Source organism: Flavilitoribacter nigricans DSM 23189 = NBRC 102662 (assembly GCF_002646595.1).
In the GTDB taxonomy this organism is placed as follows: Bacteria; Bacteroidota; Bacteroidia; order Chitinophagales; family Saprospiraceae; genus Flavilitoribacter; species Flavilitoribacter nigricans.
In genome coordinates this window covers 243,056-268,282 of sequence record NZ_PDUD01000018.1, presented here as the reverse complement: position 1 = coordinate 268,282, position 25,227 = coordinate 243,056, and the positions used below count along the sequence as shown (strand labels likewise).

Sequence of the window (25,227 nt, the reverse complement as noted above, 5' to 3'; positions counted from 1 at the left end):
TAATTTAATTTTACAAATGTTCCTGCACCCACTGCAGGCTTGTATTCAAAACTTCTTCCTGGCGGGTTTCATTGTGCAATTCGTGATAAAGCCCTTTCCAGGGGATAAAAGTGACCGGACCATCCACCCTTTCGGCAAATTGACGACTGGCATCAAAGGAGATGATGTGGTCTTCGGTGCCGTGCATGATCAACAGGGGCAAAGGAAATTTGCCCGAATATTGGTGGAGGTAATCCGCAGCGTCCAGCATCTCCGTACCCATTGCGGCCGTGATGCGACTGTGTACGAGAGGATCGGCCTGGTAGATCCGTCCCACCTCGGGATCAGTCGACAAGTGCTCCGGTTTAAGATCAGTCGGTTGCGAAAAAGTAGGGTAGAGGTTCTTTAGCAGTTTTCCGGCCATGACACTGACCGGATTCGGTCGGAATTCCAGCTGGATCCAGGGACTGGATGCGATCACTCCGGCCAGCTGCGGTTGACGCCGCAAGGCATAGTTCAGTACGATGTTGCCGCCGAGGCTTTGTCCAAACAGGAATTGCGGTACTCCCGGAAAGCGCTGACGGCTTTGTTCCAGCAGCTGATCCATTTCATCCAGCAGGGCGCTGTATTCCGGAATATGGCCTTTTTTGCCTTCACTGAGACCATGGCCCCGGTGGTCGTTACCGATCACCGCAATATTGTGACGGTTGTAAAAGGCCGCTACGTGTTCGTAGCGTTGAATGTGCTCGCCCATCCCGTGGGCAATATTCAGCACGGCTTTCGGCTGTTCCACCGGCCAGCATTTTCCGAAGATCTTCAGACCGTCGGACGTCGTCCATTGCAGGGTACTATTTTCCATATGGAAGCCAAAGTTAAGGAAATTACTTTTCGCCGGACGCATTTTCCCCCGGCTCAGTTCCCTGCCAAAAAAAACATATATTTAAGGCGACGGTCAAATAGCAAATCCAACATGAAGCACAGGCACATCCTGATCAGTATCCGGAAGATCATCCGGTCGGTCAACCTGGAGAGCAAACGCATTGAGAAAAAGCACGGTATCAGTATCCCGCAACTGCTCTGTCTTTATTTCCTGAATGATCAGCCGGATTTCCAGTCCGCCCACAAGGAGATTAAAGAATTTCTGCAACTGAACGCCAGTACCGTTACCGGAATAATTGATCGGCTGGAGAAGAAATGCCTCGTCGCCCGTATTCCCAATCCCCACGATAAACGCATCGGACTGGTGGCGCTCACCGCCAAAAGCATCAAACTCCTGGAATCCACACCCGATCCGCTCCACGACCGTCTGACCCATCGGCTCCAGCAACTTTCTCCCCGGCAACTGCAGGCCCTGGACGACGCATTCGATCTCATAATCGGTTTTCTGGATATCGAGGCGGTGGATGCCGCGCCGATCATTACTTCCGACGTCGATATTGATCCTAATGCGCATTCGGCACCATAAGACCATTCTTTTAACAGGTGCTGAACAAGCCCTTCCCGGCGTCCGAAAATGGGCATTTCCTGCTCCCTGGAAGGCCCGTAAACACTGGTACGGGCCCGAATTGTTAAGGTGATGTTATAGTAGGGAGGAATCCGGACCATCGCAAAACAATTTGCCGAAATGCTTGTTTTGTTTCTGTAGAAACTATTATTATTTGTACCTTTGTACTTCATTTAAAATCATAAGGCAGTTAATTACTTTCTAATAAAAAATGAACCGACCATTACTAGAAAGTTTTGGTGGGATTTTTTTTGTACGAAAGTATTGATCCTTATTTGTAAAATCAATTTATGCTAATAATCGACAGAAAAGACGGAGAAAGTATTGAAAGAGTCCTCAAACGTTACAAGAGAAAACACCGCAATGTTAAGCTGAGAAGAGAGCTGAGTGAGCGCAAGTATTTTACCAAACCATCTGTAAAAAGACGTGAAGAAGTTCTGAAAGCCGCTTACATCGAAAGTAAGAAAGAAGAGTAGCACCTGAATACTTCTATATGAAAACCCGGAAACATGAAAGCCTTGAGCACGTGTTTACTGGTCCTGTTCTTAACTCTTGGTCTGAAAGCCATAGATCCTGAACCTCCCCAATTCGAAAATCCACCGGAAAACTTTACTGAATCTGGTTATATCAAATTGAGTTGGGAATGGATTCCCGGCGCTGAAAGTGCAAACGGCCACGAGTTTGAGTTGCAACAGGCTCCGGATGCACAGTTTTCTTCTTCCACCGCTATTTATCAAGGACAAGATTTTGCCACCTTTTTATCCGGCCTGAAAAATGGTGATTACTATTATCGGGTACGGGTAAAAGAGGGCGGCCCCTGGAGTGCCTGGTCCGAACCAACGCTGGTTCGGGTCCAACACCATTCCCTATCTTTAGCTTTTACGCTATTTGGCTTAGGCGCATTGGTATTTCTGTTAACCGTGGGCATCGTCGTTCAGGGAAACCGGAAAGTGACGCAAAACCCATAATAACACATGGAACACCAGTCGGAAATACTATCCCCCACCACGGGATGGATATTACTTATTTTATTGGCCATTTTATGGATCTACCTCGGGATCTACTGGGGGAAAAAAGCCAAGAACCTCGACGGATTTATGCTCGCCGGTCGAAATGTCGGGCTCGCCTTCGGTACGGCCACGGCTATGGCCACCTGGATCACCTCCAATACTACCATGCTGGCGCCGCAGTTTGCCCTGCAACTGGGCATCTGGGGTATGATTGCCTACTCGACAGCCGCTTTCGGCCTGTTCCTGTTCGCCCCTCTGGCGAAACGGATCAAACAACTCATGCCCAAAGGATACACCAGCGGTGATTTTATCCGGCTTCGTTACGGAAATACGGCCTGGTACATCTTTTTGGCAATTTCCATTTTTTACGGATTTACCTGGCTGATCAGCATGGGAATGGCGGGCGGAATTCTGATGAACGCCCTGGCCGGGATCCCCTACGAGATCGGCATGACCATGATCCTGCTGGTCTGTGTGCTCTACACCCTCTTCGGAGGTTTATACGCCGTGATCGGCACCGATTACATCCAATCCCTGATCGTAATGATCGGCATTGTGGTAGTGGGTGCTGCGGTACTGTATTCCATAGACCTGGAACAGGTATACAGCGATCTGCAAACGGAGAAACCCATGCTGATCGACGCCCTGTTGCCGGCCTCCCTGATCGCAATTTTCAACAACCTGCTTTTTGGTATCGGTGAGGTATTTCACAGCAACGTCTGGTGGAGTCGGGCTTTCGCCATGCGGAAGGGAGTTGGCCAGAAAGCTTACACCCTGGCCGGCCTGTTCTGGCTGCCGGTGCCCATCGCCGCGGGTTTTATCGCGCTGACGAGCGGATCACTGGGCGTTAACATTACGAGCCCGGATATGGTAGGCCCGCTGATGGCCGGTCATATTTTGGGTCAGGTCGGTGCGGTCATTGTGTTTATCGTTTTCTTCTGTTCGCTGGCTTCCAGTATCGACAGTCTGCTGGCCGCTACTTCCGATCTTATCGTGGAGGACATCTACAAAAAGATGATCAACCCGAAAGCGAAGGAGCAGCGCATTCGCCGTATTTCCATGTTTGTGATCATCGGTTTGGGGGTGTTTGCCTGGCTGGTCTGCCTGCCGCGGATCGGCACCCTGGCGACCGTACTTTTCTTTGCCGGCCCGATGGTGGCGAGCACGATCTATCCCATTGCCATGGGTTTGTATTGGAAAACGGCAAGCCCAAAAGGCGCTTTGTGGGCGATGGTACTGGGATCACTCTCCGGATTGATCGCCTATTTCAATCTAGGATGGTATACCGCCTCCCTGATCGGCGCGGCAGTCTCTATAGTAGTTACAACTTTGTTTGCGAAAATAAATAAAGAGGAATTTCAGTGGAAGTTACTGGATGAATCTCAATCTGGCCCTAACGGATAAGAATAATTTAGAACCATGCTTTTTCCAGAATCCATCTTTGAACTGCTTATTCTCTCATCGCTGTTCCTGATGAGCATCGCCGCCATCGCGTTGATCGTCATGCTGCTGAGAGATATTAAAACCAAAAACCTATGGTAACTGAAAAGTTTAAATCAAAGGGTAAAGCACCTAAGGAAAATCCGCTTACGTCAGAGGGCCTCTATCCCAACCCCGAATCCCTGTACGCGCAGGACTCCATCAATCTGGGTATTCTCAACCGGCTGGTCGGACAATCCATTCTGTCCGTCGATCAGTTCGATAAGGAACTGGTCCTGGAGATCTGCAAATTTGCCGCCTTACTCGAATCCACCGAAATCGCGTCTTCCCATCCGCTGGACGGTAAGATCATTATTACCGCATTTTTCGAAGCCAGTACCCGTACGCGGCTTTCTTTTGAAAGTGCCGTGCTTCGGCTCGACGGTAAGATCATCAGCATACCAACCGGCAAAGTGACCGGCGTCGCTAAAGGCGAATCGCTGTCCGATATCGGCGAAATGTTCAACGCCTACGGCGATCTCGTCGTAGTAAGACACACCCAAACGGACTCCCTGGATGAGATCATGCAGAATCTGCGCCTGCCCCTCATCAATGCGGGCAACGGTAGTGGAGAACATCCCACGCAGGCCCTGGCAGACTGGTTTGCGATCCTGAAATGGAAGCCGAAATTAAAAATGGATAATATCCGGGATGATGACAAGATACACCTGGGCATACTCGGCACACCGGGTAGCATGCGGGCCGTAAATAGTTTCCTACGGATGTCGCTTTTGTTTAAATCGGGTATACGGAAGATATCCATCATCTCGGAACTGGCGGATCCGCTGGGGCCCGAGCTGGAAACGATGCTCCAGGAATCGACCATGGAGTTCACCATTACCAATGACATCAACGACGTTTTATCGGACCTCGATGTGGTGTATATGAATTCGATCGCGTTTCTGGGCGATAGCTACAAGACCCTGGATTCCCGTTTTAAACTGAATGCTCAAAGTAACCTGAAAGATGATGCAGTGGTGCTGCATCCGCTGGCCCGGCTCGACGAGTTGGATCCCAACCTCGACGGTACCAACCACAACCTGTACTTTACCCAGGCGCACGGTGCTGTATTTGTCCGCCAGGCCTTATTCATATCAATACTCAATCGCTTTGACCGCCTGCCGTCGAAATCTATTCCCTTAAAAACGTAAGCTATTGCTAAGGTTTAGACATAAAAATACGAAGCTGGACCTGGTCATTCATTTTGATGACGCTACCGGCCTGCCACTTTTCAAAGAGCGGCAAAAGATACTGGACCTGATCCGGACCTATCTCTCCTTGCCCTATACCGTTGCGGAGTATGGCTGTGGTAAAAAGTGCAGCATTATCCTCAATAAACTGATGGAGTTGGGCATTCCTCCATATGCCCTGAAACGGGGTATGATCATGGAGAAGGATATGTCCGACCGGGCGCTGCGGCAAAAGGATTACACCAAGCGGCCACACGCCCTGATCATTGAAAATCCCCTCTATCATCCCAAGGATTTTTACAAAGAGATCCTTTTCCAGATGCTGGAAGATAAACTGCCGGAAGTAAAGGTTAGGGAATCCCAGATACAGGTGGGACCTTATCTGCTGCATCATCACAAGGAGTTGCAGTTCATTCAGGCGCGGAGTCACATATTTTCGGTGATCACTTTCTGGCAGGAAAAAAAGAACGAGGCGGTTGAACTGGTACTCGACCCAACCATCAATCCGGAAGCGCTCATTGAAATGGAAGAACTCCGGGATCTCCTGCACGACGAGGAAGCTTTGATCTTCACCGCTCCAATACTCGGTAAGTTCCGGCTGGATCAGCGGTACCTCACTTTCTGGCACCGGCAACAGCTTTACGATTCCGATCTTGCCAGGTCCATGAAACGACTGGCCAAAAAGCGGCACGACGCCTTTATTCGTCTCATCAACGGTGCCGGCGAAGGTTCGATCGGTGATCCGGACACCTGGACCTATGCAAACAATATTGCCAGCGGCACCGGGGCTTATGCACGGAAGCAAAAGAAGCTAACGGGAAAAGGGGATGTGTTGAACAACTGGCTGAGCAAACTCATAAACGCCCGACAATCCCAACGCGGAGAGGTATTGATGGTGCGGGATAAGCTCAATGCCCTCGTCAAAAAGCTCGAACTGCGGGAAGTGATCCGCGAAGACGCCCGCCGGGCGGAAGCAGCTTTGGCTCCTTTGGCCCAGGTGGAACTGATCATCGCCTACTACCGGGCATCGAGACAATTGTTTAACTGGTGGCGTCAGGGGCTACCAATGCAGGAGATCTTCCGTAAACCGCTGCAACTGGAAAAAGTGGCCGGGATCAGTATGCGACTACGGCGCCGTATTGAAAAACTGGCCGAAGTCAGTGAAACCACCGAACAAAAGATCGATGCCCGGGCCTTGAACGATCGTTTTGTGAAGGCCAGTCTTGAGACCATCAAGCAGATGAATGATGCCGGGCTGTCGGTATTTATCGATAAGGTGGGGAACATCCACGGACTGTTACTGCCTACGGGGAATAACGAAAAGTTCCGTACCCTGAATGGGAACGGAACCAGCCTGAAACGTTTTGCTTCCAGCTGTATTTGTCATTGCTCCCATATCGATACCGTTTTCGACGCCGGGAAATACGACGGCCGCCTGGGCGTTTTGGCCGGGATCGAAGCCGCCCATGTCTTTGCGGACCTGCAGCATTATTTTAAATTCAAGCTGAAAGCCCGCAGGAATTCCCGTTCGCTGATGGTCACGGCCTTTATCGGCGAAGAAATGACCTTTACCGGTCGCGGTATTTCTATGCCGGGCAGCTCGGCTGTTGCGGGTTCTACCACTCCCGCCGAAGTACACAAAATGAAAAACAGCGCCGGGGAGATCTTTCGGGACAAGCTGGTAGGCATGCTGCAGACCTTCCGGGAAGCCCAGTCTGACGGCCGGATCGAGCTGATGAACGACTTTAGTGAAGCCACTGACGGAACGAGTCTGCTACAGTCCTGTTACGATCCGCAGAAATTCTTCAGTCCCCACACCTACGAGCGTCACATCGAACAGGGGCCGATCCTGGATCGCCAGCGGGTACCGCTGGTATTGGTAGATACCATTATGGGGATCCACCAGGAAGATTTCCTATTCCAGGGGTTGATGTCCGAGCAGGGCGCACTGGCCTTCAACCGGCAGCTTCGCAAGATCTCCCAGCAGGACAAATACCGGAACCTCCGGGTAACGGTCGGGATCATGAAGGGAGATCCGAAAGAAAGAACCGCCAAAGAACTGGATTTTGGTATGCGCCTGCGGATGCGGGGAGAACTCAACCACGCCGGAGCTACCCTAATGGAAGATCGGCGGGATCCCGGAGTGGCCATAGCGCGTCTGGCGGAAAATTTTGTTGAACGCTTCAATGAAGATCAAAACAACAAGTTTGATAAGCTGAAGCCGGTGATCGGGGAGATTGAGCTGCAACCCGGCACCAATCGCAACGTGATACCGGGGAGTGCACTGCTCACCCTGGGGGTGAACGGCCCAGCGGCCATCTCCGAGATGGAGCATTTGAGCCTGCAGGTACAATCCTGGATCGTCGACACTTTACTGGATTCCGTAGCCTTTGGTGGAGAGGGCGTAGTACTGGAAGCGGTAGATCCCATCAACTTTATTAGCCTGGCTAACCGGGTGGATCTCTCGATTGATATCCGCTACGCGGAAGATAAGATCAAAACCGAATTTCTACTGGAAGCCCGGATGGCCCTCGAAAAGATCTGTACCGCGATGGAACTCCAGGTTGCACGTGAAGTGGAGCAGGAGCTAAGGCCGTATCCTCTGGCCCAATCCGGACAGATCCTGCAGATCGAAAGAAGCTACGGAGGCAGCCACAATCCGGATGAAGCTCAATTAGACAGAGACCTGCTGATCGGCAGTTTGCTGCAGTTGGAAGTATCCAGGGATTTTATGGAGTCCAGGCAAAAAACACCAGTCAACCTATTTACTAATGTCAGAAAATTGATACCCAAAGTTTGGAAGGATCGGCTAGAAAGTTTCGTATCCGGAGCACTACACGATACTTGTAACATTGCGGCTAAAATGTCAAAAAACTAAGAAGCTCGACTAACAGCTTTGAAAAACTAAAAAATACTACATATGTGTGGAATCGCCGGCTTTTGGAGCCAAAAACCACTACAACACAACCAGATCGACCATTTGAAAGCTATGACCGCCAGTTTGCATCACCGTGGACCGGACGGTTACGGGTTTCATATGGATGAAAAGAACGGTCTGGGAATGGGCCACGCCCGCCTGTCGATCATTGATCTGGAAACAGGAGATCAGCCATTATACAGTCAGAACAACGATCTGGTCCTTACGGCCAATGGAGAATTTTACGATTACAAGCGTATTCGCACCAATCTCCGTTTGGAAGGATTTCGCTTCACTACCAAATCCGACAGTGAGATTGCTATCCCGCTCTACCGCAAGCACGGTCTGGATTTTGTGGAGCATCTGCGCGGTGAATTCGCGTTCAGCCTCTACGATAAAAAGCAAGATCGTCTGATCCTGGTACGGGACCGCTTCGGTGTTAAGCCCTTATTCTATTACAACGGACCGCAGGGATTTTACTACGGTTCCGAGATCAAGGCGCTATTCGCCCATCCGGAAGTTCCCCGGGAATTGTCCAAGGAAGGCGTACTGCATCAAATGATGCACACTATGGTACCCGGTACCACTGCTTTTGAAAATATCCATGCCCTGGAGCCCGGCCATTTACTGATCGTGCAGCGAAAAAGTACCGGGTTCGAGATCCGCGACCATAAGTACTGGGATGTTGATTTCCCCCGCGATGCGGACCGGGACGACGGCAAGTCCGCCGATCACCACGTACAACAGGTGCGGGATTCACTCATGGAAGCCGTAGCGCTCCGTTTGGAAGCCGACGTGCCGGTAGGCTGTTATCTCTCCGGAGGCATCGATAGCTGCTCCATGCTGGGACTGGCCTCCACGATGCAGCAATCTCCGGTCAAAGCTTTTACCATCAGCTTTGATCACAGCGACTACGATGAATCCAAGATCGCCCGCGGCATGGCGGAAGCTACCGGCGCTGATCAGGAAGAGATCTTCCTGGCGGCGGACGAGTTGTACGGTCAGAACTTCCTCCAGACCATGTACCATGCCGAAAGGACCTTCTACAACACCCTGGGGGTAGCCAAGTGGTGTATGAGTAAGCGGGTGAACGAATGCGGTTACCGCGTGGTCGTAACGGGAGAAGGTTCCGACGAATTGTTCGGAGGTTATCCGGCCCTGAAGCGGGATATGCTGAAATACACCTACGCAAATGACCCCAGCCGCCTGAGCGAACTGGAAAAATCCAACGAGATATTTAAAGGAGCTATCCTTGCGGAAAATCCGGTGACCCATCCGGCCCTGGAAGCAGCCTGTGGATTCACGCCCTCCTGGATCCAGTCCTGGATACAAACGCTGGGGATCGCCCGGCCCTTGCTGAGCGACGACCTTGCGGCGGAACTCAAAGGCTACGATCCGATCGAAGCGATCGCCGCTTCCTTCGACCAGAGCCAGCTGGAAGGCCGTCATGTACTCGATAAAGCCCAGTATACCTGGATCAAGACCATGCTGGAGTGTCAGATCCTGAACTGGGGCGGCGACCGGGTGGATATGGCCAACTCGATGGAAAGCCGTCCGGCCTTTCTGGATCATTATGTAGCCGACGTGGCCAAGGTGATCCCGCCGGGACTGCGCATCAAAGGCAATACGGAAAAGTGGGTACTGCGGGAGGCTATGAAAAACATTCTCCCGGAAGTATTGTACAAGCGGGAGAAATTTGCCTTCATGGCTCCTCCGGGTCACACCTCCACCAGCAAGCAAATGGCTTTAAAGGAATTGACCGATCAGTTCCTGAGTCAGGAGAAGGTGAAAGAAGTCGGCTTCTTCAGTCCGAAGAAGATCAGCCAGTTTATGGAGGACTACCGCAACGACAAGGATCCCGTATCCCTGGTGCGGAAAGATGCCTTACTGAACCATCTTTTGGGCTTCCATATTCTACACGATATGTTCGTAAAGGAAAAACGAACTGAATTGCTCAGCGTCTGATTCCGGCAGAATTAGTTGTGGGGAAAGGATGTATTTTGCATTTTTAGGGCTCCAAAGAATTGTGTGAAATATACAGTTCATTGCAGACCAGAATAAACAGAAGCATGCCATTCCCCATAACCATACCTTTTTACGGCTTTAAATTACACCTCCCCGGCAGTGGCAGTATGCTGACGCCCCTGAACGACCTGGAGGCGCTGCGCTTTTCCCAGAGTATTTCCCGGCTGGCGGATCAGTACCGCAACCACCTGCAGCGCAAAATGCTGGACGAAGGCGAGCTCATGGCCCTGCTGGAAGAAGTCCAGACCAGTGATTTCATCCCCCATAGCCTGATGGTCCGGATCGGCAGCTCCCGCGACGGGATCAGTTATCCAGCGGTCGAGTTGGAATTCGATTATTATCTCAATCAGAAAGAACGAGGTTTCTGGGGTATCCTGCCGGCGCTGGGCCTGGAAGGTTTCGGCATTGATCAGGAAGAATTGGAGCAGAGCCTGCGCGAAGGGGTACGGGTTAAATTATTGAGTCAGGACCGCCGGATGCCCAGTGTTCAGGATATCATTTCGGCGATCTGGTACAAACGTGTGGAACTACTGCAACAGGAGATCACGCTGAAGATCCCATCTCCCCGGGAAGTCGATCAGCTTTCCGAAAGACCCGAAGAGCAACTTTTAGGAGAGATCGCCATTCCCCTGGAGATTGAAAAACAACAAGTTTACGGTCGAAAAAAAGAGTTGGAACAGCTCACCTTCATGCTCCGGAATAAGTTCAACCGGAATGTCTTACTGGTAGGGCCGGGTGGAGTAGGGAAGACCGCTTTGGTTTGGGAGATGGCCCGGAAAAAATCCAGCCTGCGATTGAAGGGGCACATCTGGGAAACCACCGCATCCACCATGATCAAAGAGCTTTCCGGAGAAACCGGCTGGCAGGACCGGATGGCCATGCTTTGTCAGGAGCTGAACCAAAAGGATGATATTCTCTTTGTACGCAACCTGATGGAACTATTCGAGGTCGGCAAATACCAGGGCAACGAAACGAGTATGGCCGAATACCTGCTCCCTTACCTCAGCCGGGGAGAACTGGCCATGATCAGCGAATGTACGGAGGAAGAAATGGCTGCTATTGAAATTAAAACGCCCAATTATCTCTCCAATTTCCAGATCCTCCGGCTGGAAACTCCTCCCGAAAAAGAACTGGAAAAGATCATTATCCAGAGTTCCCAGAATATTGCCCAGCACAAACGTATCAAGATCGAGGAAGAGGCCATCCGGGAGGTGATCCGGCTGAATCAGCGTTTCACCCCTTACGCCGGCATGCCGGGTAAACCCATCCGCTTCCTGGAAAGTATCCTCATCAATAAGCGCGATGAAGGCAGTAATCGCCGGATCGTCCTGGATAAAACGGAAGTGATCCAAAGCTTTTGTCAGGATACCGGAATGCCGCAATTCATGGTCGATCCGGGCCAGCCGCTATCCCCGGAGCAGGTCCGTACTTTTTTTCACCAGCAGGTGTTTGGGCAGGAGCTGGCCGTGGAAAGTGTGATCGATACTCTGATCACGGTAAAGGCAGCGCTCAACCAGACCGGAAAACCCATTGCGTCCTTCCTCTTCGTTGGCCCGACCGGAGTTGGAAAAACCGAATTGGCCAAGGTACTGGCGGAATTTATGTTCAGCCACCGCAACCGCATGATCCGCTTCGATATGAGCGAATATTCCAGTTACTACTCGGTGCTGCGACTCACCGGCCTGGGCTACGAATCCGAAGGGGTATTGACCGGAGCGGTTCGGCAGACACCCTTCAGTGTTTTGCTTTTTGATGAGATCGAAAAAGCCCACCCCAATTTCTACGATCTGTTATTGCAGATCCTTGGGGAAGGACGGCTCACCGACAGCCAGGGAAAAATGGTCAATTTCTGCAGTACCATCATCATTATGACGTCCAATATTGGCGCCGAAAAATACCAACGCGGCAGTATCGGCTGGCAGCGGGAGGAAAATGTGGAAGATATTGACCGTCATTTTCTCGGCGAAGTAGAAAAACATTTCCGACCGGAGCTCTTCAACCGGATCGATCGCGTTATTCCTTTCCGGCCGTTGGACAAAGAGGTGGTTCGCCGGGTGGTGGACCGCGAGATCGTGCAATTGCACCAGCGTGAAGGGGTAAAGTTCCGTCGGATGGATCTGGATATCAGCGAAGCGGTAAAAGATCATCTCGCCGTCCGGGGCTATGATCCTAAATACGGAGCACGGCAGTTGCAGCGAGTGATCCGGGAACAACTGATCATACCCATGGCGGAACAACTGAACCTCCAGGATGTGGAGGAACAGCTTTCTATGAAAGTGGACCTCCAGGATGGTGCGGTAGCCATCCAGACCACTCTGGATCCCTTAGGCCTGGAACTGCTGATCGAGGAACTGGAACGCAACAGTTATGCCGACTACGCCGGCAGCCTGCGTCGACAGATGACCGAGTTGCGCGAATCGCCGGTATTTATCCGATTGGAAAATGAGCTGGACCTCATGGAACGCTCCAAAAAACGCTCTGAAAAAGAGTTCTGGAAAAATGCGCAGCAGGCACGAAGCTATGCGATATACATGGATCTGATCGCCAAAACGGAAAGACTGGCGATTGAGATCGACGAAAAGGAAATGCAACTGGGGCTCGCCTGCCTCGATCTGGCTCCCTATAATCCGGAGGTACAACAGGAGTTGCAGGAATGGGATCACCGGCTCACGCATATGAAACAGGAGATTATCCATACCCTGGACCCGAAACCCTGTTACCTTACCATTTACGGTAGGGAACCGGAGCAGATTGCCGAATTTTACATGGCGCTGTGTGAACAGAATGATTTTAGTATTGAGAGTGAGGCGATCTGGTTCTCGGAAGCCTACTACCACGGAGAAGATTGGCTGCCAAACGCAAATGGAGAGATGGAATACCGGCAGCGACAAACTTACGAAACCACCTCCTTCAACCCCGATAATGTCCGGATATCCAATCTGAAAAAGAAAAATGCAGAGTTATTCGGGATTATGCTGCGGATAGACGGTCAGTGTGCTTATCTCTATTTTCAGGAAGAAACCGGCATACAGAAATGGGTAGACGGTGATGAAGAATACCTGTACAGTGTAGATGTCACTACCCGAAAACCGGTGATGCCCAAAAATATCCACCGGACCAAATTCTACCTGAAGCATTCCCCCCGCCGACTCATCGACGGGCAACAGATCCGTGATACGCCCTACCGGATCAACCGGTCCTACAGGGATAACGAACACCTTGAACTGATCCGGGAGGAACTGGACTATCGACTAAAGTTCTCGGTTGACCGCGAACTGATGTTCTAAACCCGGCCGGTTACTCCGACTGATCGCTTAGGCTGAAGATGCGGTCCATCTCGATCCACTTTTCTCCCGGTTTGGCCCAGGGCAGCGCCTGCTGAAAAGTCCACATCAGCTCTTCCCACTCCTGAACTTTGGGGTTCCCGACGTCCATGGCCGCTTTTTGCTTGGGATCGTAGGTTTCATCCACCTCCATGATCATAAACATCCGGTTGCCCGTCAGGTAGATCTCCATATTCAGGATACCCGCATCGCGAATACTTTGGGTGATTTCCGGCCAGACGCCTCCGGGCGCATGGTAGCTTTTATACCGTTCGATCAGTTCCGGATCGTCTTTCAGGTCCAGCGCAAGGCAATGTTTTGGCATCTTATTGTTTTATAATTGGACAACATGAATCACCCGAATTTTATAAAAAGCGGTGTATAAACTCAGAGAATCGAAACCAGCATTTCGATTATCTTTTTACGAATGTTTAACCTTTACGAGGTCATTTTTGAGTCCTGAAAAAATTTAGGATGACTTATGCGAATCAGGGGTTAAACTTGGAATCAATGTGCCTTTAAGCACAAAGTATAGGTAGCAAAATGACCATTTTCCGGCTTAGCGTGCCGTAGGTACGCCATGTAAAACCATATTGCATACCTACGGCACGTTGAACCTCCCAAATTGTAGGACGGGCTACCTATATCTCGTCCCTACGGGAATTTTAATTCCTGATTCGCATAACTTATTTTCCTCTAAGACCGGTATACTATTGGCGCACCTGGAAAATGAAGTGCTCAATGCAGTGATAGACATTCGCTAGGTGGTCAGCGAACGATCCAGATGCACGTAACCGCCGTCAACGATCATCCACTGGCCGGTGGTGTGGGCCGAACGTTTGGACAACAGGAATACCGCCATATTAGCAATTTCCTCCGCGGTAGTCATCCGTTTTTCCAGAGGGATATTCGCCACAATGGAAGCCTCCTGAGCCGCCGGATCGTCAAAGGTGTTATCGAGCCATTTCCGATAGAGGGGCGTCATGACTTCCGCCGGCAGGATCGCATTCACCCGAATGGAGTAGGGGAGCAGCTCCGCCGCCCATTCCCGGGTAAGGGCCAGTTGGGCCCCTTTCGAAGCGGCATAACCGGAAGTACCGCCCTGGCCCGTGATCGCTACTTTGGAACTGATGTTGACGATCGATCCTTTGGACTCCTTGAGGTAGGGCAGCGCGTAATAAACGAGATCGTAATAATGGTACAGGTTCAGGTTGATCGATGCCCGGAATGCTTCCGGTCCTTTTTCCAGTCCGGCTCCGTCGTTCATTCCTGCATTGTTGACGATGCCGTCAATGCGACCGTATTTTTCGGCAGTTTCGCGGATGGCCTTCTCACAGTTGCCTAGCTCCTGCAGGTCGCCGAGAATGGCGTGCGCGTTGATCCCTGCAGCCTGGAGTTCATCCACCAGATCCTGGGTGACGCCTTTCGAACGCGTTACGATCACCGGAATGCCACCTTCCGCAGCGATGCCCCGGGTGATGGCTTCGCCGATGCCTTTGGATCCACCGGTGACGATGAATACCTTATCTTTTAATTGTAAATCCATTAATCTTCTAAGTTGTAAAATCGTTTTGCATTCCCGCCCCAGACTTTAGCCTGTTCATCGGGGCTGAGTTTTCCTAAATATTGTTCCACAATACCTTTGACGATCGGATAGTCGGCGGCCACCAGGCAAACCGGCCAGTCGGAACCGTACATAATACGATCCGGACCAAACACTTCAAAGATCAGGTCCATATACCGCACCAGATCCTTGTAAGTCCAGTTTTCCCAGTGGGCTTCGGTCACCATGCCCGACAATTTGCAATAAACGTTCTCATTCCGGGCGATTGCCCGCATCAGCAGGGCCCATCCGTCGTAAAAGCCGTCCTTGATGTAGGGCTTCGCCAGGTGGTCGATCACGAAGGGCTGCTCGGGATGATTGCGTACAAACTCCAGCGTGGCGCCTAACTGGTGCGGAAACACCAATATGTCATAGGTGTAATGGTACGGCAGTAATTCGCTAATCCCGCGCATAAAATCCTTACGGAGCAAAAAATTGACATCCTGCTCACCCTGAACGATATGGCGAAAACCGGCGAGCTTTTTGTATTGGGAAAAATGATCCAGTCGCTCCTGGATATCATCCGCCCGCAGGTCTATCCAGCCGACGACCCCTTTGATAAAATCGTAGAGTTTCGCCAGTTCGAGCAGGTATTCGGTTTCCGCCTCGGTCTGATCCACCTGTACCGCTACACAGCCCTCAATACCTTCCACCTCGTAAACTTTCTGCAGGTCGTATGGCAGGAAATCCCGTTGAATAAGCTGCATGCTGTCATCTATCCATTCGTGTCGTTTCGGGTCGTATTGCCAAAAGTGCTGATGCGCATCAATGATCATAATCGTCGGTTATTACTGTAATTTCAGCAAGGTCTTGTACATGCCTTTGGTGCAAATGAGTTCGATAAAACGAGCGAGCATGTCGGTCAGTCCGGGCACTTCATTCAGGTCCGTATCCCACCATTCCGACTGTCCGAGTACCCGGCGGCTGATCGCTTCCGGATCGTTGTCCTTTTTCTGCCAGAGTTCCTCGAAGAACCGCAGGCGGGCGGGATCATCCTGTAGCGGGATCTTTTCGTCCAGCCACTCTCCCTTGTAAAATACCGTTAAAGCCGCCAGGGCCAGTACCACCCGCGGCGGCAGGCTACCCTGTTTTTGCTGATAAGCCAGCAGCGTCGGCAACAGTCGGGTGCGGTATTTCGACGTCGAGTTGAGCGCTATGCTGATCAGCTGGTGGTGAATGCTCGGGTTGAGAAAACGATCGATCACCGCCTGGGCAAAATCGCGCAATTCCTGCGAAGGGGCATCCAGTGTAGGCATAACCTCCTGGTGCAGCAACTGACGGATGTAATTCCCGATATGCGGTTCCTCCACCGCTTCCCGCACGCTCCGCATACCACTGAGGTAGCCTACCGGTACCATGGCGGTATGAGCGCCGTTGAGCATCCGTACCTTAATAATGCGGTAAGTCGTCAGGTCATCGACAAATTTCACTTCCAGATCCGTTTCGTCGAAATGCATTTCCCGGGCTACCCATTCCGGCGCCTGGATCACCCAGCTGTGGTAGTATTCGCCCGCTACGAGCAATTTGTCGGTAAAGCCCAGTTCCTGCTGAAGGTCATCGGCCTCAGCATCCGGATAGCCGGACACGATGCGGTCCACCAGCGTATTGCAAAATACATTGTGTTCCTGCACCCAGGTCGCAAATCCAGGTTCCAGGCCCCAGTGATCCGCGTACTGCAGAATACAGTTGCGAAGTTCGTCGCCGTTCTGTTCGATCAGCTCTACCGGCAGCAGAACACAGCCTCTTTCGGGATCTCCCTTGAAGTGAGTATAGCGATGGTACAGCCAGTGGGTCAGCTTGGCCGGGAATTCCCGGGGAGGATGGTCCGCAAATTTATCGGTTTCGTTAAACGCAATTCCCGCCTCCGTGGTATTGGAAACGATGTACCGCATGGCCTCCTGTTCGGCCAGCTTTAGATACGCATCCCATTCCCGGTAGGGATGGATCACCCGGCTCACACAATCCACCAGGGTCTTTTCCTGAACCAGTTCTCCCTGCCGGATCCCGTTCAGCACTACGTGGAACAGGCCGTCCTGATCCCGAAGTTCCTGGTAATCTCCCCGCTCCGTCGGCTTGATGATCACCACATTTCCGGAAAAATCCGTGATTTTATTGAGGTGGTCGATCATCCAGTCTACGAAAGCCCGGAGGAAATTACCACCTCCGAATTGCATAACTCTTTCAGGCCGGCTGGAAACCAGGCCGGCCCGTTCTCTATTCAGTAATTGCATTGTTGTAATCTCTCTTAAATCGCCATGCCATTCAGTTGCTGGCTGTGGCAAGGGTTAAATCAACTTCCAGCCTTCCCGGTATTCACGGGTAACAAATCGGTTGGCCGGATCGTAATTGGTGATCTTCATTTTGTTGCCGTCCCAGAGCAGGCGTTTACGGCCGTCAAAACTTCTTCGGTTTTCGGCATTCACCTTGGCCGTCTGATAACTCCGGATCGCGAGATTACCCATGAGTACGGTTTCCGTGAGTGGACCAGCGTAATCGAAAGAGGAGGTCAGATTGCGGTGTTCCGGACTGTCAAAACCGGCTTTACAGGCATCCGTCCAGGCAACCTGGTGACCGTATTCCGCCATATTGACGTATTTGCTGCCGCTATCGTAATTCTCCGGCATAGTTAATACCTCGCCGTTTTTGCGGTATACTTTCGGGTTACGGCCGTAAACGCCACAGGTCATGATGCCTTTGGTACCGATCATCATGACGCCGTTGGCACTGTCTTCCGCACCGATCGGATCACTCGGCGGGATCAGGTCCGGATGGAAGGGGCGAATGCCGCCGTCCGACCAGATCATGGTCACTTCCGATTTGTTTTTCGCGGTTTTCGGGAATTTGAGCTGTACGTGGGAAGAAGGCGGACAACCTTCCGGAATGTATACCGGATTCCAGTCTTCAATGAACATCTGACCGACGCTGCATTCCACTTCCGTGGGATACCCCAGACCCAATACGCGGAAAGGCGGATCGATCAGGTGACAGCCCATATCTCCCAATGCACCGGTACCGAAGTTCCACCAGCCCCGCCACTTAAACGGATGGTATAAGGGGTGGTAATCTACCGGTTTGGCCGGTCCGATGAACAGGTCCCAGTCTTCAGCGCTGATCGGCTCCGGGCGGGGTGGTTTGTCCGTCGGTACGGGGATCCCCTGGGGCCATACCGGCCGGTCTGTCCAGACGTGTACGGTGTGTACTTTACCGATCAGCCCTTTTTTGAACCATTCCTGCATCTGGACCTGCTCGCCGTTGGAGGCGCCCTGGTTACCCATCTGGCTGACGATTTTGTATTCCCGGGCTCCTTCGGTAAGTTTACGGGCTTCGTAGATATTGTGGGTCAGCGGCTTCTGCACGTACACGTGCATACCCAGCTGCATGGCCGTCATGGCGGCAACGCCGTGCACGTGGTCGGGCGTGGAAATGGTGACTGCATCGATGGTGTCCTTCATTTCCTCGAGCATTACCCGAAAATCGTTATATAATTTTGCCTTGGGCCAGGTACTGATCGCATTGGCGCAACGGGCGGTATCTATATCGCACAACGCTACTACATTTTCGGCGCCGTCATTGTAGGCATTACGGATATCCGACCAGCCTTTACCTCCGGCTCCGATACTGGCCAGGTTCAGTTTATCACTCGGGGGAATAAAACCTTTTCCTAAAACATGCCTGGGCACGATCATAATTCCACCCGCTGCCACAGCTGTGGATTTGATGAATTTCCTGCGAGAACTAGACGCTTGTTTTGGTTCCATAATTTTGTTTTGAATATTGTTGTGTGAAACGCGAATATAACCAAAGAAATTTTTGGCGACCTAATCTTATCCGTGGATAAGGAAACATTATTATCCAAAAATCGTATTACTGGCTGTCACATGGTAAATAAGTAAATTGTTCTATCTTTGATCGCCTATAGATAGAGCTCCCTTTTGCCTTGTGATATTAGTAGCCGTTTGAATTTGATGCTTCGAAATAGTTAAGACCCTTTTTTCCAACACTTAGCGTTATCCGAACAGACCTTTTTTACCATTTAACTTCCTAATCGGATAGCCGAAATGGAGGGAAAAGGACCGGCAACAAATTTCAACGATCAGATCCAGACGACCTTTTTTTAGAGAAAGTTACACCCATAAACCGTAAGCGTAGTGCTCCGAATTTTACTGCATTCCTTAGTCTGCCTGTTAGGCATTGGAATCTTTTCCAAGGTCATATCCCATGAAGGAAAATTCCAATTCACATCCCATTCGAGTCAGTCCCTGGCTCCGCCTGCGGATGAATTCCGTTTTTTTTGCGAAAGCTTTGATACGTATCAGCCCGGTCTGACCATTGCCGAGTTGAGTTCCCGCTGGGACGCTCATCCGGTCGACTCGCTCAATGCCGTAGTCGTTCCCGGCGTGGATGAAGGGGACCGAAAACTGGCCGTAGATTCCGGACGCGTTGCGATCCTGAACCTCACCCAGGTTAGTCTGATGATGGACAACCAGTTCCATCTCGAATGGGATCTGGCTTTCCAACAAACCGGAAACGAGTTCGATACCATTTTCTTGAGTAATGATGCCGGCAATTTTGACCAGGCTGTTGCTATTGCCATCCGGCAGGATAGCCTGAAGTTTTTGCATCAAGGCAACCTGATCGCCGGCCACGCCTGGGGCCCGGATCCGGGTGGTGATCACTTCGAGGTATACTTCAATACCCGGATCGATTCCGCTTTCTTCCTGCTAAACGACGAAAGACTGGCCACCTTACCTTACTCCTTTGCCAATCTGGGCTACATGGTCTTTACCAGTGGGTCTAATGACTACGTTTTGGATGATCTGTGCCATTCGGTGCAGGTGCCGGAGGAAAATTGTGCCTGCGGCATTGATGACTGGACCAATATCTACTGCAATACTTTCGAAGATTATTTCCTGGGGCCTTTCCTGTCCAACAATACTCCCGAATGGCGAGCCTATAACGGCCCGGATGAAACCGGGGTACTGGTCCAGGAGGATGGTCTGAACCACGTTATGATCAATATGGCCGACTCGATTGGCCACATATTACCGAATAACCTTTCTTCCAAATTTGTCTATTCTTTTCAGGCACTGCTCGAGGCCGGAGTCGGCATCGGTGGTGGCGGAGGTATGCGGTTCTATCTGGACAGCGCCCGGAAAAAGGAAATCCTGAATCTTCGTTTCCGGAAGAATGCATCCCGGATCGAATCGGTCGAGCTCCGCGTTAACCGCAAGCAATTGCCGGATTATAATGTACAGGAATTTAAGTCGGGTAAACTGTCGGATTTCAGCATTCTGGTGGATACCGTTTCCTGGAATTTCAATTTTTACCACGACGGTACGCTCCAGCATTCCTGGGCGTTGCCGGACAGTGTGGTCAATATCAATAACGATCACTCCCTGACGGCGGTATTTGTCGGACGCTCGGGAGAATACTACGAGCTGGACAATATCTGTATTCAGGAACCGCCCGTTGTCAATAGTTGCCAGTTGTCTCCATCCTGGGAGGCGGTTTTTTGCGATAATTTCGACACGCATCCACTCGGAGAGATCGAAATGAACTCGCAGAAATGGATGGTCCAGAATCCGATCCTCGATAAGGCGGAGATCATCGTACCGAATGAGCTGGAGGATTTTAACCCTCAGCTGTTTATTCCCACTGGTGGCAAAGCCCAGGTATCCTTTTCGCTCAATCAGTTAAACACCAACCGTTTCCGGGTGAACAGTTTTTCCCGCCTGTCCAATCCACTGGGCAATTTCGGCGGTAATATCTTCCTGAAGAACGATATGGAGCAGCTGATCGAAGTCCGGATGAGTGATGGTTTCTTCAACCGGACGGGCGTCGTATTCCTGTATGGGGATACCACAAAAATGGCTGATCTGCCGCTGAACCCGGCACGAGTGGAAGAGTATGATCTGTCCTTTCTGTTCGACCGGACTTCAGAACGACTGGAGATCTTTTACAATGACCAGTTAATGTTGAGTTCGGATGCGTCGGACAGTTTGCTCATTCGCAGCTTCTTTCAAAAGGATATGATCCTGGAGTACCAGGCCAAACAACAACCCATGATCGTCGAACAGGCGGCGACCTACCGGCGATTGATGAATACGGACGCTTGTGATGACCTGATCGCAGCGGCGGATACCTGTATGGTCGCCGTCGGCGATTCACTGTATACACCCAGCGAAGCTTGTATCCTGGGATACCTGGCCACCGAACTGGTAAAAGTAGAAACTCCGGTCGTAGCCGGGCTGAAACCCATTGTGGTTGACCAGATCACGGCGATTGGCGGTCGCGTAGAAGGTGATGCGATCTATATCAATCAGGGAGCCGCTCTGGAACTGTTCCTCATTTTGGACAAAAACTCCCTCGATCTGGCCAATAACCTCTGTGCTTCTTTTTCCAGCATTAAATTCGCCTACCAGGGAGATCCTCTGACGGTTGATAGTTGCTCTGCTGCCTTCTTTGCCTGGGATTTCTTTAATTCCGAAGGAGGCGTTTCGCTCACCCATACCATTAGTTTGGAACTGGAAACCTGTATCGAATTGAATGCGGTGGTGGGGATCGATTCTTCTTCCGTCGGACCCGGAATGCAGAAATCAGGAGATTTCAGCCTGATGGTCCTGGCTAATGAAAACGGAGATTTCGATCTGGATGCAATGGATCAGGTGGTGAGCAATCTGGATTATTCGATTGATTTTACTACCTGTAACGATAATACGCAGGAGCGATATATTCTGGGAGAGCGGATCCGGGTACCCCACGAAAACGGGCAGGATACCTGTTTTAAGTATTTGCTGAAAGTGGAACTGTTCGATGAAGTCTGCGGCTTTGTGGTACCGGCCCAGGACTCTTTCTATATCAGCATTCTGGATACGCTGCCGCCTACGCTTCCGCCGCTGGACACCATGCATTTTGCCTGTCTGGACGATGCCTTCGCCGCTGCCCACGCCAGTCTGATCGACACTTCGCTGGTAGTGGATAACATTGTCGGCAATGAGGATACCTCCAGAATTCACAGCCAGGTCTATCTGAGCAACAACCCCAGTTTCCTGGAGGTAACCAAAGAATGGACGCTGGTGGATTCCTGTGGTAATCAGGGCAAGGTTTTCCAACGCTTTATCGTGGACGAAGAACCCATCTCTTTCACGGCACCCGATACGGCTTACGTCAATCGGATTTCGCTGATCGGAGACACCCGCATCACCGGCAGCCTGATGGATATCAGCTCCCTTTGCGGCCCGATCACCGATACGCTCTACGTTGACGACAAACCTACTATTACGGCCTGCCGGGATACGGTCATTCGCACCTGGACGGCCGAGGATTCCGTGGGCAATCGCCGGTCTTACCATCAGTTGATCATTTACGAAGATACGGTGGATCCCGTTTTGGAGCACCTGCCGAAAGTGACCTTCAACCGCTTGTCCGATACAACCAATTTTGCGATCGTAGGCATTCCGAAGGTTATTTCCGACGACCATCCTATTGTAGATACCACCTTCACCGATATGGTTTCTGATTCTTCCCGTTGCTTCGCCCGGATCGACCGGACGTGGCGTTTTACCGATAGCTGCGGTAATGTTGCGGAAAGCCAGCAGGAACTGGTATTCGATTCCCGGATGGATCCCATCATTGTTGGCCTCAAACCCGCAGTGAGACAGCAGATCGAAGCTACCGGCGGCACGCTTAGCGGCAGTAGCGTACGGGTCAGTCAAGAGAATGTCAATGACCTGTATAATTTACTCGATGCCAATTCACTGCTGCTGAGTAACGCAGATTGCAGCAATCACGAAGAGATCGACTTTTTCTACGAGGGAGAGGTGGTTCCCAGCGATACGACCTGTGCGGCCAGCGACTTTGTGTGGCGCTTCCTCGATGAAGCCGGCGACGTAACTGCTTCCTACGCATTGAGCGTGGATGTATTCTCCTGTATCGAGTTTATTGCGGCCGGAGACCTCATTGCCGGTTCCGTACCTTCCGGGTTGAGTTTTATGAATGATTCTACTCTTGCCGCCCAGTTGCTGAACGGCCAGGCCATCAGTATGAACCAGTTGGATAGTCTGGTCGGTGAACTGGAATACGATATAGAATTTACCAGCTGTAATGATAATGCCCAGATCCGCTACACCTCACAGGTACGGGAGCCATTACCGATGGAGAATCGGGGAGATCCCTGTTTCCGGTATTCTTTCGTGGCGGAGGTTTACGACGATAAATGCGGTTTTCTGGAGTCCAGACCGGTTTCGGTGGACATCGTGGATACGCTCGCACCGTCCTTTATGGCGCCGGATACCATGTATTTCCCCTGTCTGGGAGATGCCTATCTGGCCGCGATACCCAGCCAGATCAACCGGAGCCTGATCGTAGATAATATCCGGGGCAATGAAGACCTCGCGTCAATCCGGGACACGATCTATGAGAACGATAGTTTCCCCTTTGCGGCGGTAACCAAGCGCTGGACGATCTCCGACCTGTGCGGCAATACCACTTACGCTTACCAGCACTTCCTGGTCAACCAGGAACCCATCAACCTGGAATTGCCGGATCCGATCGTGATCGCCCGCTTCAGCGACCTGCAGGATACTTCGATAACGGGAACGATCCAAAACGTTTTCTCTTTCTGCGGTCAGGTGGATGCGATCTCTTATGTGGACGATATCACTACGATCGGCGGCTGTGAAGAAACCATCACCCGCCGATGGACAGTAACTGACAACCGCGGTAATAAACGAGTGGCGGATCAGATCTTCCTCTACCGGGATACGCTCGGACCCGAACTGAATCCGTTCGGGATCACCCGACTGGATTGTGTGGAAGATGCGGCCAATCTGGAAGTGAGCGGCATTCCATCCCTGAAATTTGACGATCATCCGGCTCTGAGTTTCTCCTATACGGATCAGGTATTTGACTCGATCAGTTGCCTGAAACAGATCATCCGGAGTTGGGAAGTAAAAGATCCCTGTGGGAACGTCACCGAGACTGAGCAAACCATTGAGATCGATAACCGCTCCGCGCCGGCCATCGTCTGGCCGCCTTCGTTCGTGCGGGTAAATTGCCGGCCGGAGGCAGAGGATACCACGCTGACGGGTAGTCCTTTCTTCCCGGATTACTTCTGTACCAATACGAAAGTTACCTACTCGGATAATCTGGTATCGGCTTCGCCTTGTGAAGTGCTGTACCAGCGACAATGGAAAGTGCGGACCGAATGCGGCCTGGAAGTGACCAACTCCCAGGTGATCCAGGTGAAAGATTCCATACCACCGACTTTCAATCCTCCCGGACCGGTTACGGTTGTAGCCAGTGATCTGGTACGGCTGAGCGCAACCGGGTTCCCGACGAATATCGAAGACAATTGTTATGTCTCCAACAGCATCGGCTATGAGGATGAATGGGTGGTACCGGTAAGCTGTACGGATACCGGATTGGTGGCCCGGAGCATCATCGTAACGGACCAGTGCGGCAACGCGGGACGGGCGCAGCAAATGATTACGGTTTTACCGCTATCGACCCCCATCGCAGTGGTATTGGATGCGGACACGGTCTATGTACCGCTGGATGCCGGTCTGATCGAATTACCTACGGGCTTCCCGGACAGTGGCCTGTATTCCGGTCCCTTTGTATTCGAGAATACCTTTAACGTTGAAGAAGCCGGAGAAGGCATCTATGAAGTATTTTATACCATTGGCGATCCGGAATCGGATTGTGCCTTCTCGGATTCGGTGATCATTGTGGTGGGTACTCCAAACGCCACGGTTGATCCTGAATTCCTTTCGGCCCTGACCATCTGGCCCAATCCGACCAGCGACCAGCTCAATATCCGTTTTGACGGAGTCGATCCCGAGCCGGTCCGCATAAAATTGTGGTCAGGAACGGGTGATCTGATCCGAACGGAACAGATCCAGGTAGCCAATAGTGTCTGGGAACACCGGCTCTCCCTGGCGGAGCTTCCGGGTGGTGTCTATTGGATCTCTTTCGAAACGGCTGCCGGCTATAAAGGCTACCGGAAAGTGGTGAAATTTTAGACGTCCTTCCCTGCGCTAAGCGCACCGGGCGTGTTTTGTGATCAGGAGGTTATGGTGGTGATGTCAATTACCACCATAACCTCTGCTGATTTTACACTTCACGCAAAGGCTTGGGATTTTTCCAAACCAATTGTAAGTCAGAATGAGCTATTTCTATTTTTATCAACCAGCAATC

General features: G+C 51.4%; 16 protein-coding genes. 10 read left to right on the top strand and 6 right to left on the bottom strand.

All coding sequences use genetic code 11. The annotated features are described in order from the left end of the window. Nucleotides 1–10: 10 nt before the first annotated feature. Nucleotides 11–838, bottom strand: a complete 828-nt coding sequence (locus CRP01_RS12110; protein WP_170110336.1) for an alpha/beta hydrolase — start codon at nt 836–838, stop codon at nt 11–13. Nucleotides 839–949: 111 nt separating this feature from the next. Here CRP01_RS12110 and CRP01_RS12105 point away from each other — a divergent pair, with 111 nt between their 5' ends. The 9 genes from CRP01_RS12105 (at nt 950) to CRP01_RS12070 (ending at nt 13,391) form a co-directional block, all read left to right on the top strand. Then, nucleotides 950–1,444 (top strand): MarR family winged helix-turn-helix transcriptional regulator, encoded by a 495-nt coding sequence (locus CRP01_RS12105; protein WP_099150301.1) that lies wholly within the window; start codon nt 950–952, stop codon nt 1,442–1,444. Nucleotides 1,445–1,773: 329 nt separating this feature from the next. Beyond that, nucleotides 1,774–1,959, top strand: coding sequence for a 30S ribosomal protein S21 (gene rpsU, locus CRP01_RS12100; RefSeq protein ID WP_099150300.1), 186 nt, complete (start codon nt 1,774–1,776; stop codon nt 1,957–1,959). A gap of 33 nt (nt 1,960–1,992) precedes the next feature. Beyond that, nucleotides 1,993–2,451, top strand: a complete 459-nt coding sequence (locus tag CRP01_RS12095; protein WP_099150299.1) for a hypothetical protein — start codon at nt 1,993–1,995, stop codon at nt 2,449–2,451. Between the two features lie 6 nt (nt 2,452–2,457). Further along, nucleotides 2,458–3,897 carry a sodium:solute symporter family protein gene (locus CRP01_RS12090; RefSeq protein WP_099150298.1) on the top strand — a complete coding sequence of 480 codons (1,440 nt, stop codon included), beginning with the start codon at nt 2,458–2,460 and terminating at the stop codon, nt 3,895–3,897. Between the two features lie 15 nt (nt 3,898–3,912). Continuing rightward, nucleotides 3,913–4,035, top strand: coding sequence for a hypothetical protein (locus CRP01_RS43165; protein WP_262510321.1), 123 nt, complete (start codon nt 3,913–3,915; stop codon nt 4,033–4,035). Next, nucleotides 4,029–5,123, top strand: a complete 1,095-nt coding sequence (locus CRP01_RS12085; RefSeq protein WP_099150297.1) for an aspartate/ornithine carbamoyltransferase family protein — start codon at nt 4,029–4,031, stop codon at nt 5,121–5,123. The genes CRP01_RS43165 and CRP01_RS12085 overlap by 7 nt, the downstream gene beginning before the upstream one ends. Before the next feature lie 4 nt (nt 5,124–5,127). Further along, nucleotides 5,128–8,040, top strand: a complete 2,913-nt coding sequence (locus CRP01_RS12080; RefSeq protein ID WP_099150296.1) for a zinc-binding metallopeptidase family protein — start codon at nt 5,128–5,130, stop codon at nt 8,038–8,040. A 42-nt stretch (nt 8,041–8,082) separates the two neighbouring features. Further along, the gene (gene asnB / locus CRP01_RS12075; RefSeq protein WP_099150295.1) at nt 8,083–10,044 is read left to right on the top strand and encodes an asparagine synthase (glutamine-hydrolyzing); all 1,962 of its coding nucleotides are present in this window, start codon (nt 8,083–8,085) and stop codon (nt 10,042–10,044) included. A 104-nt stretch (nt 10,045–10,148) separates the two neighbouring features. Next, complete coding sequence (locus CRP01_RS12070; RefSeq protein ID WP_099150294.1) at nt 10,149–13,391, top strand: AAA family ATPase; 3,243 nt, start codon at nt 10,149–10,151, stop codon at nt 13,389–13,391. Between the two features lie 10 nt (nt 13,392–13,401). On the opposite strand, the gene CRP01_RS12065 is transcribed toward CRP01_RS12070, so the two are convergent. The 5 genes from CRP01_RS12065 to CRP01_RS12045 all read right to left on the bottom strand — a co-directional run bounded on the left by CRP01_RS12065 (nt 13,402) and on the right by CRP01_RS12045 (nt 18,788). Beyond that, on the bottom strand, nt 13,402–13,752 hold the full coding sequence (locus CRP01_RS12065) for an L-rhamnose mutarotase (RefSeq protein WP_099150293.1): 351 nt from the start codon (nt 13,750–13,752) through the stop codon (nt 13,402–13,404). A gap of 435 nt (nt 13,753–14,187) precedes the next feature. After that, a complete protein-coding gene (locus tag CRP01_RS12060) occupies nt 14,188–14,973 on the bottom strand; it encodes an L-fucose dehydrogenase (RefSeq protein WP_099150292.1) in 786 nt (261 codons plus the stop codon). Beyond that, nucleotides 14,973–15,806, bottom strand: a complete 834-nt coding sequence (locus CRP01_RS12055; RefSeq protein ID WP_099150291.1) for an amidohydrolase family protein — start codon at nt 15,804–15,806, stop codon at nt 14,973–14,975. The genes CRP01_RS12060 and CRP01_RS12055 overlap by 1 nt, the downstream gene beginning before the upstream one ends. 12 nt (nt 15,807–15,818) lie before the next feature. Then, the gene (locus tag CRP01_RS12050) at nt 15,819–17,261 is read right to left on the bottom strand and encodes a tagaturonate reductase (RefSeq protein WP_099150290.1); all 1,443 of its coding nucleotides are present in this window, start codon (nt 17,259–17,261) and stop codon (nt 15,819–15,821) included. Nucleotides 17,262–17,315: 54 nt separating this feature from the next. Beyond that, nucleotides 17,316–18,788: a Gfo/Idh/MocA family protein gene (locus CRP01_RS12045; RefSeq protein WP_099150289.1), complete on the bottom strand. Its 1,473-nt coding sequence runs from the start codon at nt 18,786–18,788 to the stop codon at nt 17,316–17,318. 390 nt (nt 18,789–19,178) lie between these two features. Between CRP01_RS12045 and CRP01_RS12040 the strand changes: the two genes are divergently transcribed. After that, a complete protein-coding gene (locus tag CRP01_RS12040; protein WP_099150288.1) occupies nt 19,179–25,052 on the top strand; it encodes a T9SS type A sorting domain-containing protein in 5,874 nt (1,957 codons plus the stop codon). Nucleotides 25,053–25,227: the final 175 nt, after the last annotated feature.

Bases quoted from the DNA above. Each gene is read 5' to 3' on its own strand.
- CRP01_RS43165 (WP_262510321.1), top strand. From the start codon at position 3,913: ATGCTTTTTCCAGAATCCATCTTTGAACTGCTTATTCTCTCATCGCTG.
- CRP01_RS12105 (WP_099150301.1), top strand. From the start codon at position 950: ATGAAGCACAGGCACATCCTGATCAGTATCCGGAAGATCATCCGGTCG.
- CRP01_RS12110 (WP_170110336.1), bottom strand. From the start codon at position 838: ATGGAAAATAGTACCCTGCAATGGACGACGTCCGACGGTCTGAAGATC.
- CRP01_RS12055 (WP_099150291.1), bottom strand. From the start codon at position 15,806: ATGATCATTGATGCGCATCAGCACTTTTGGCAATACGACCCGAAACGA.
- asnB (WP_099150295.1), top strand. From the start codon at position 8,083: ATGTGTGGAATCGCCGGCTTTTGGAGCCAAAAACCACTACAACACAAC.
- CRP01_RS12060 (WP_099150292.1), bottom strand. From the start codon at position 14,973: ATGGATTTACAATTAAAAGATAAGGTATTCATCGTCACCGGTGGATCC.
- rpsU (WP_099150300.1), top strand. From the start codon at position 1,774: ATGCTAATAATCGACAGAAAAGACGGAGAAAGTATTGAAAGAGTCCTC.
- CRP01_RS12070 (WP_099150294.1), top strand. From the start codon at position 10,149: ATGCCATTCCCCATAACCATACCTTTTTACGGCTTTAAATTACACCTC.
- CRP01_RS12065 (WP_099150293.1), bottom strand. From the start codon at position 13,752: ATGCCAAAACATTGCCTTGCGCTGGACCTGAAAGACGATCCGGAACTG.
- CRP01_RS12050 (WP_099150290.1), bottom strand. From the start codon at position 17,261: ATGCAATTACTGAATAGAGAACGGGCCGGCCTGGTTTCCAGCCGGCCT.
- CRP01_RS12085 (WP_099150297.1), top strand. From the start codon at position 4,029: ATGGTAACTGAAAAGTTTAAATCAAAGGGTAAAGCACCTAAGGAAAAT.
- CRP01_RS12095 (WP_099150299.1), top strand. From the start codon at position 1,993: ATGAAAGCCTTGAGCACGTGTTTACTGGTCCTGTTCTTAACTCTTGGT.
- CRP01_RS12090 (WP_099150298.1), top strand. From the start codon at position 2,458: ATGGAACACCAGTCGGAAATACTATCCCCCACCACGGGATGGATATTA.
- CRP01_RS12045 (WP_099150289.1), bottom strand. From the start codon at position 18,788: ATGGAACCAAAACAAGCGTCTAGTTCTCGCAGGAAATTCATCAAATCC.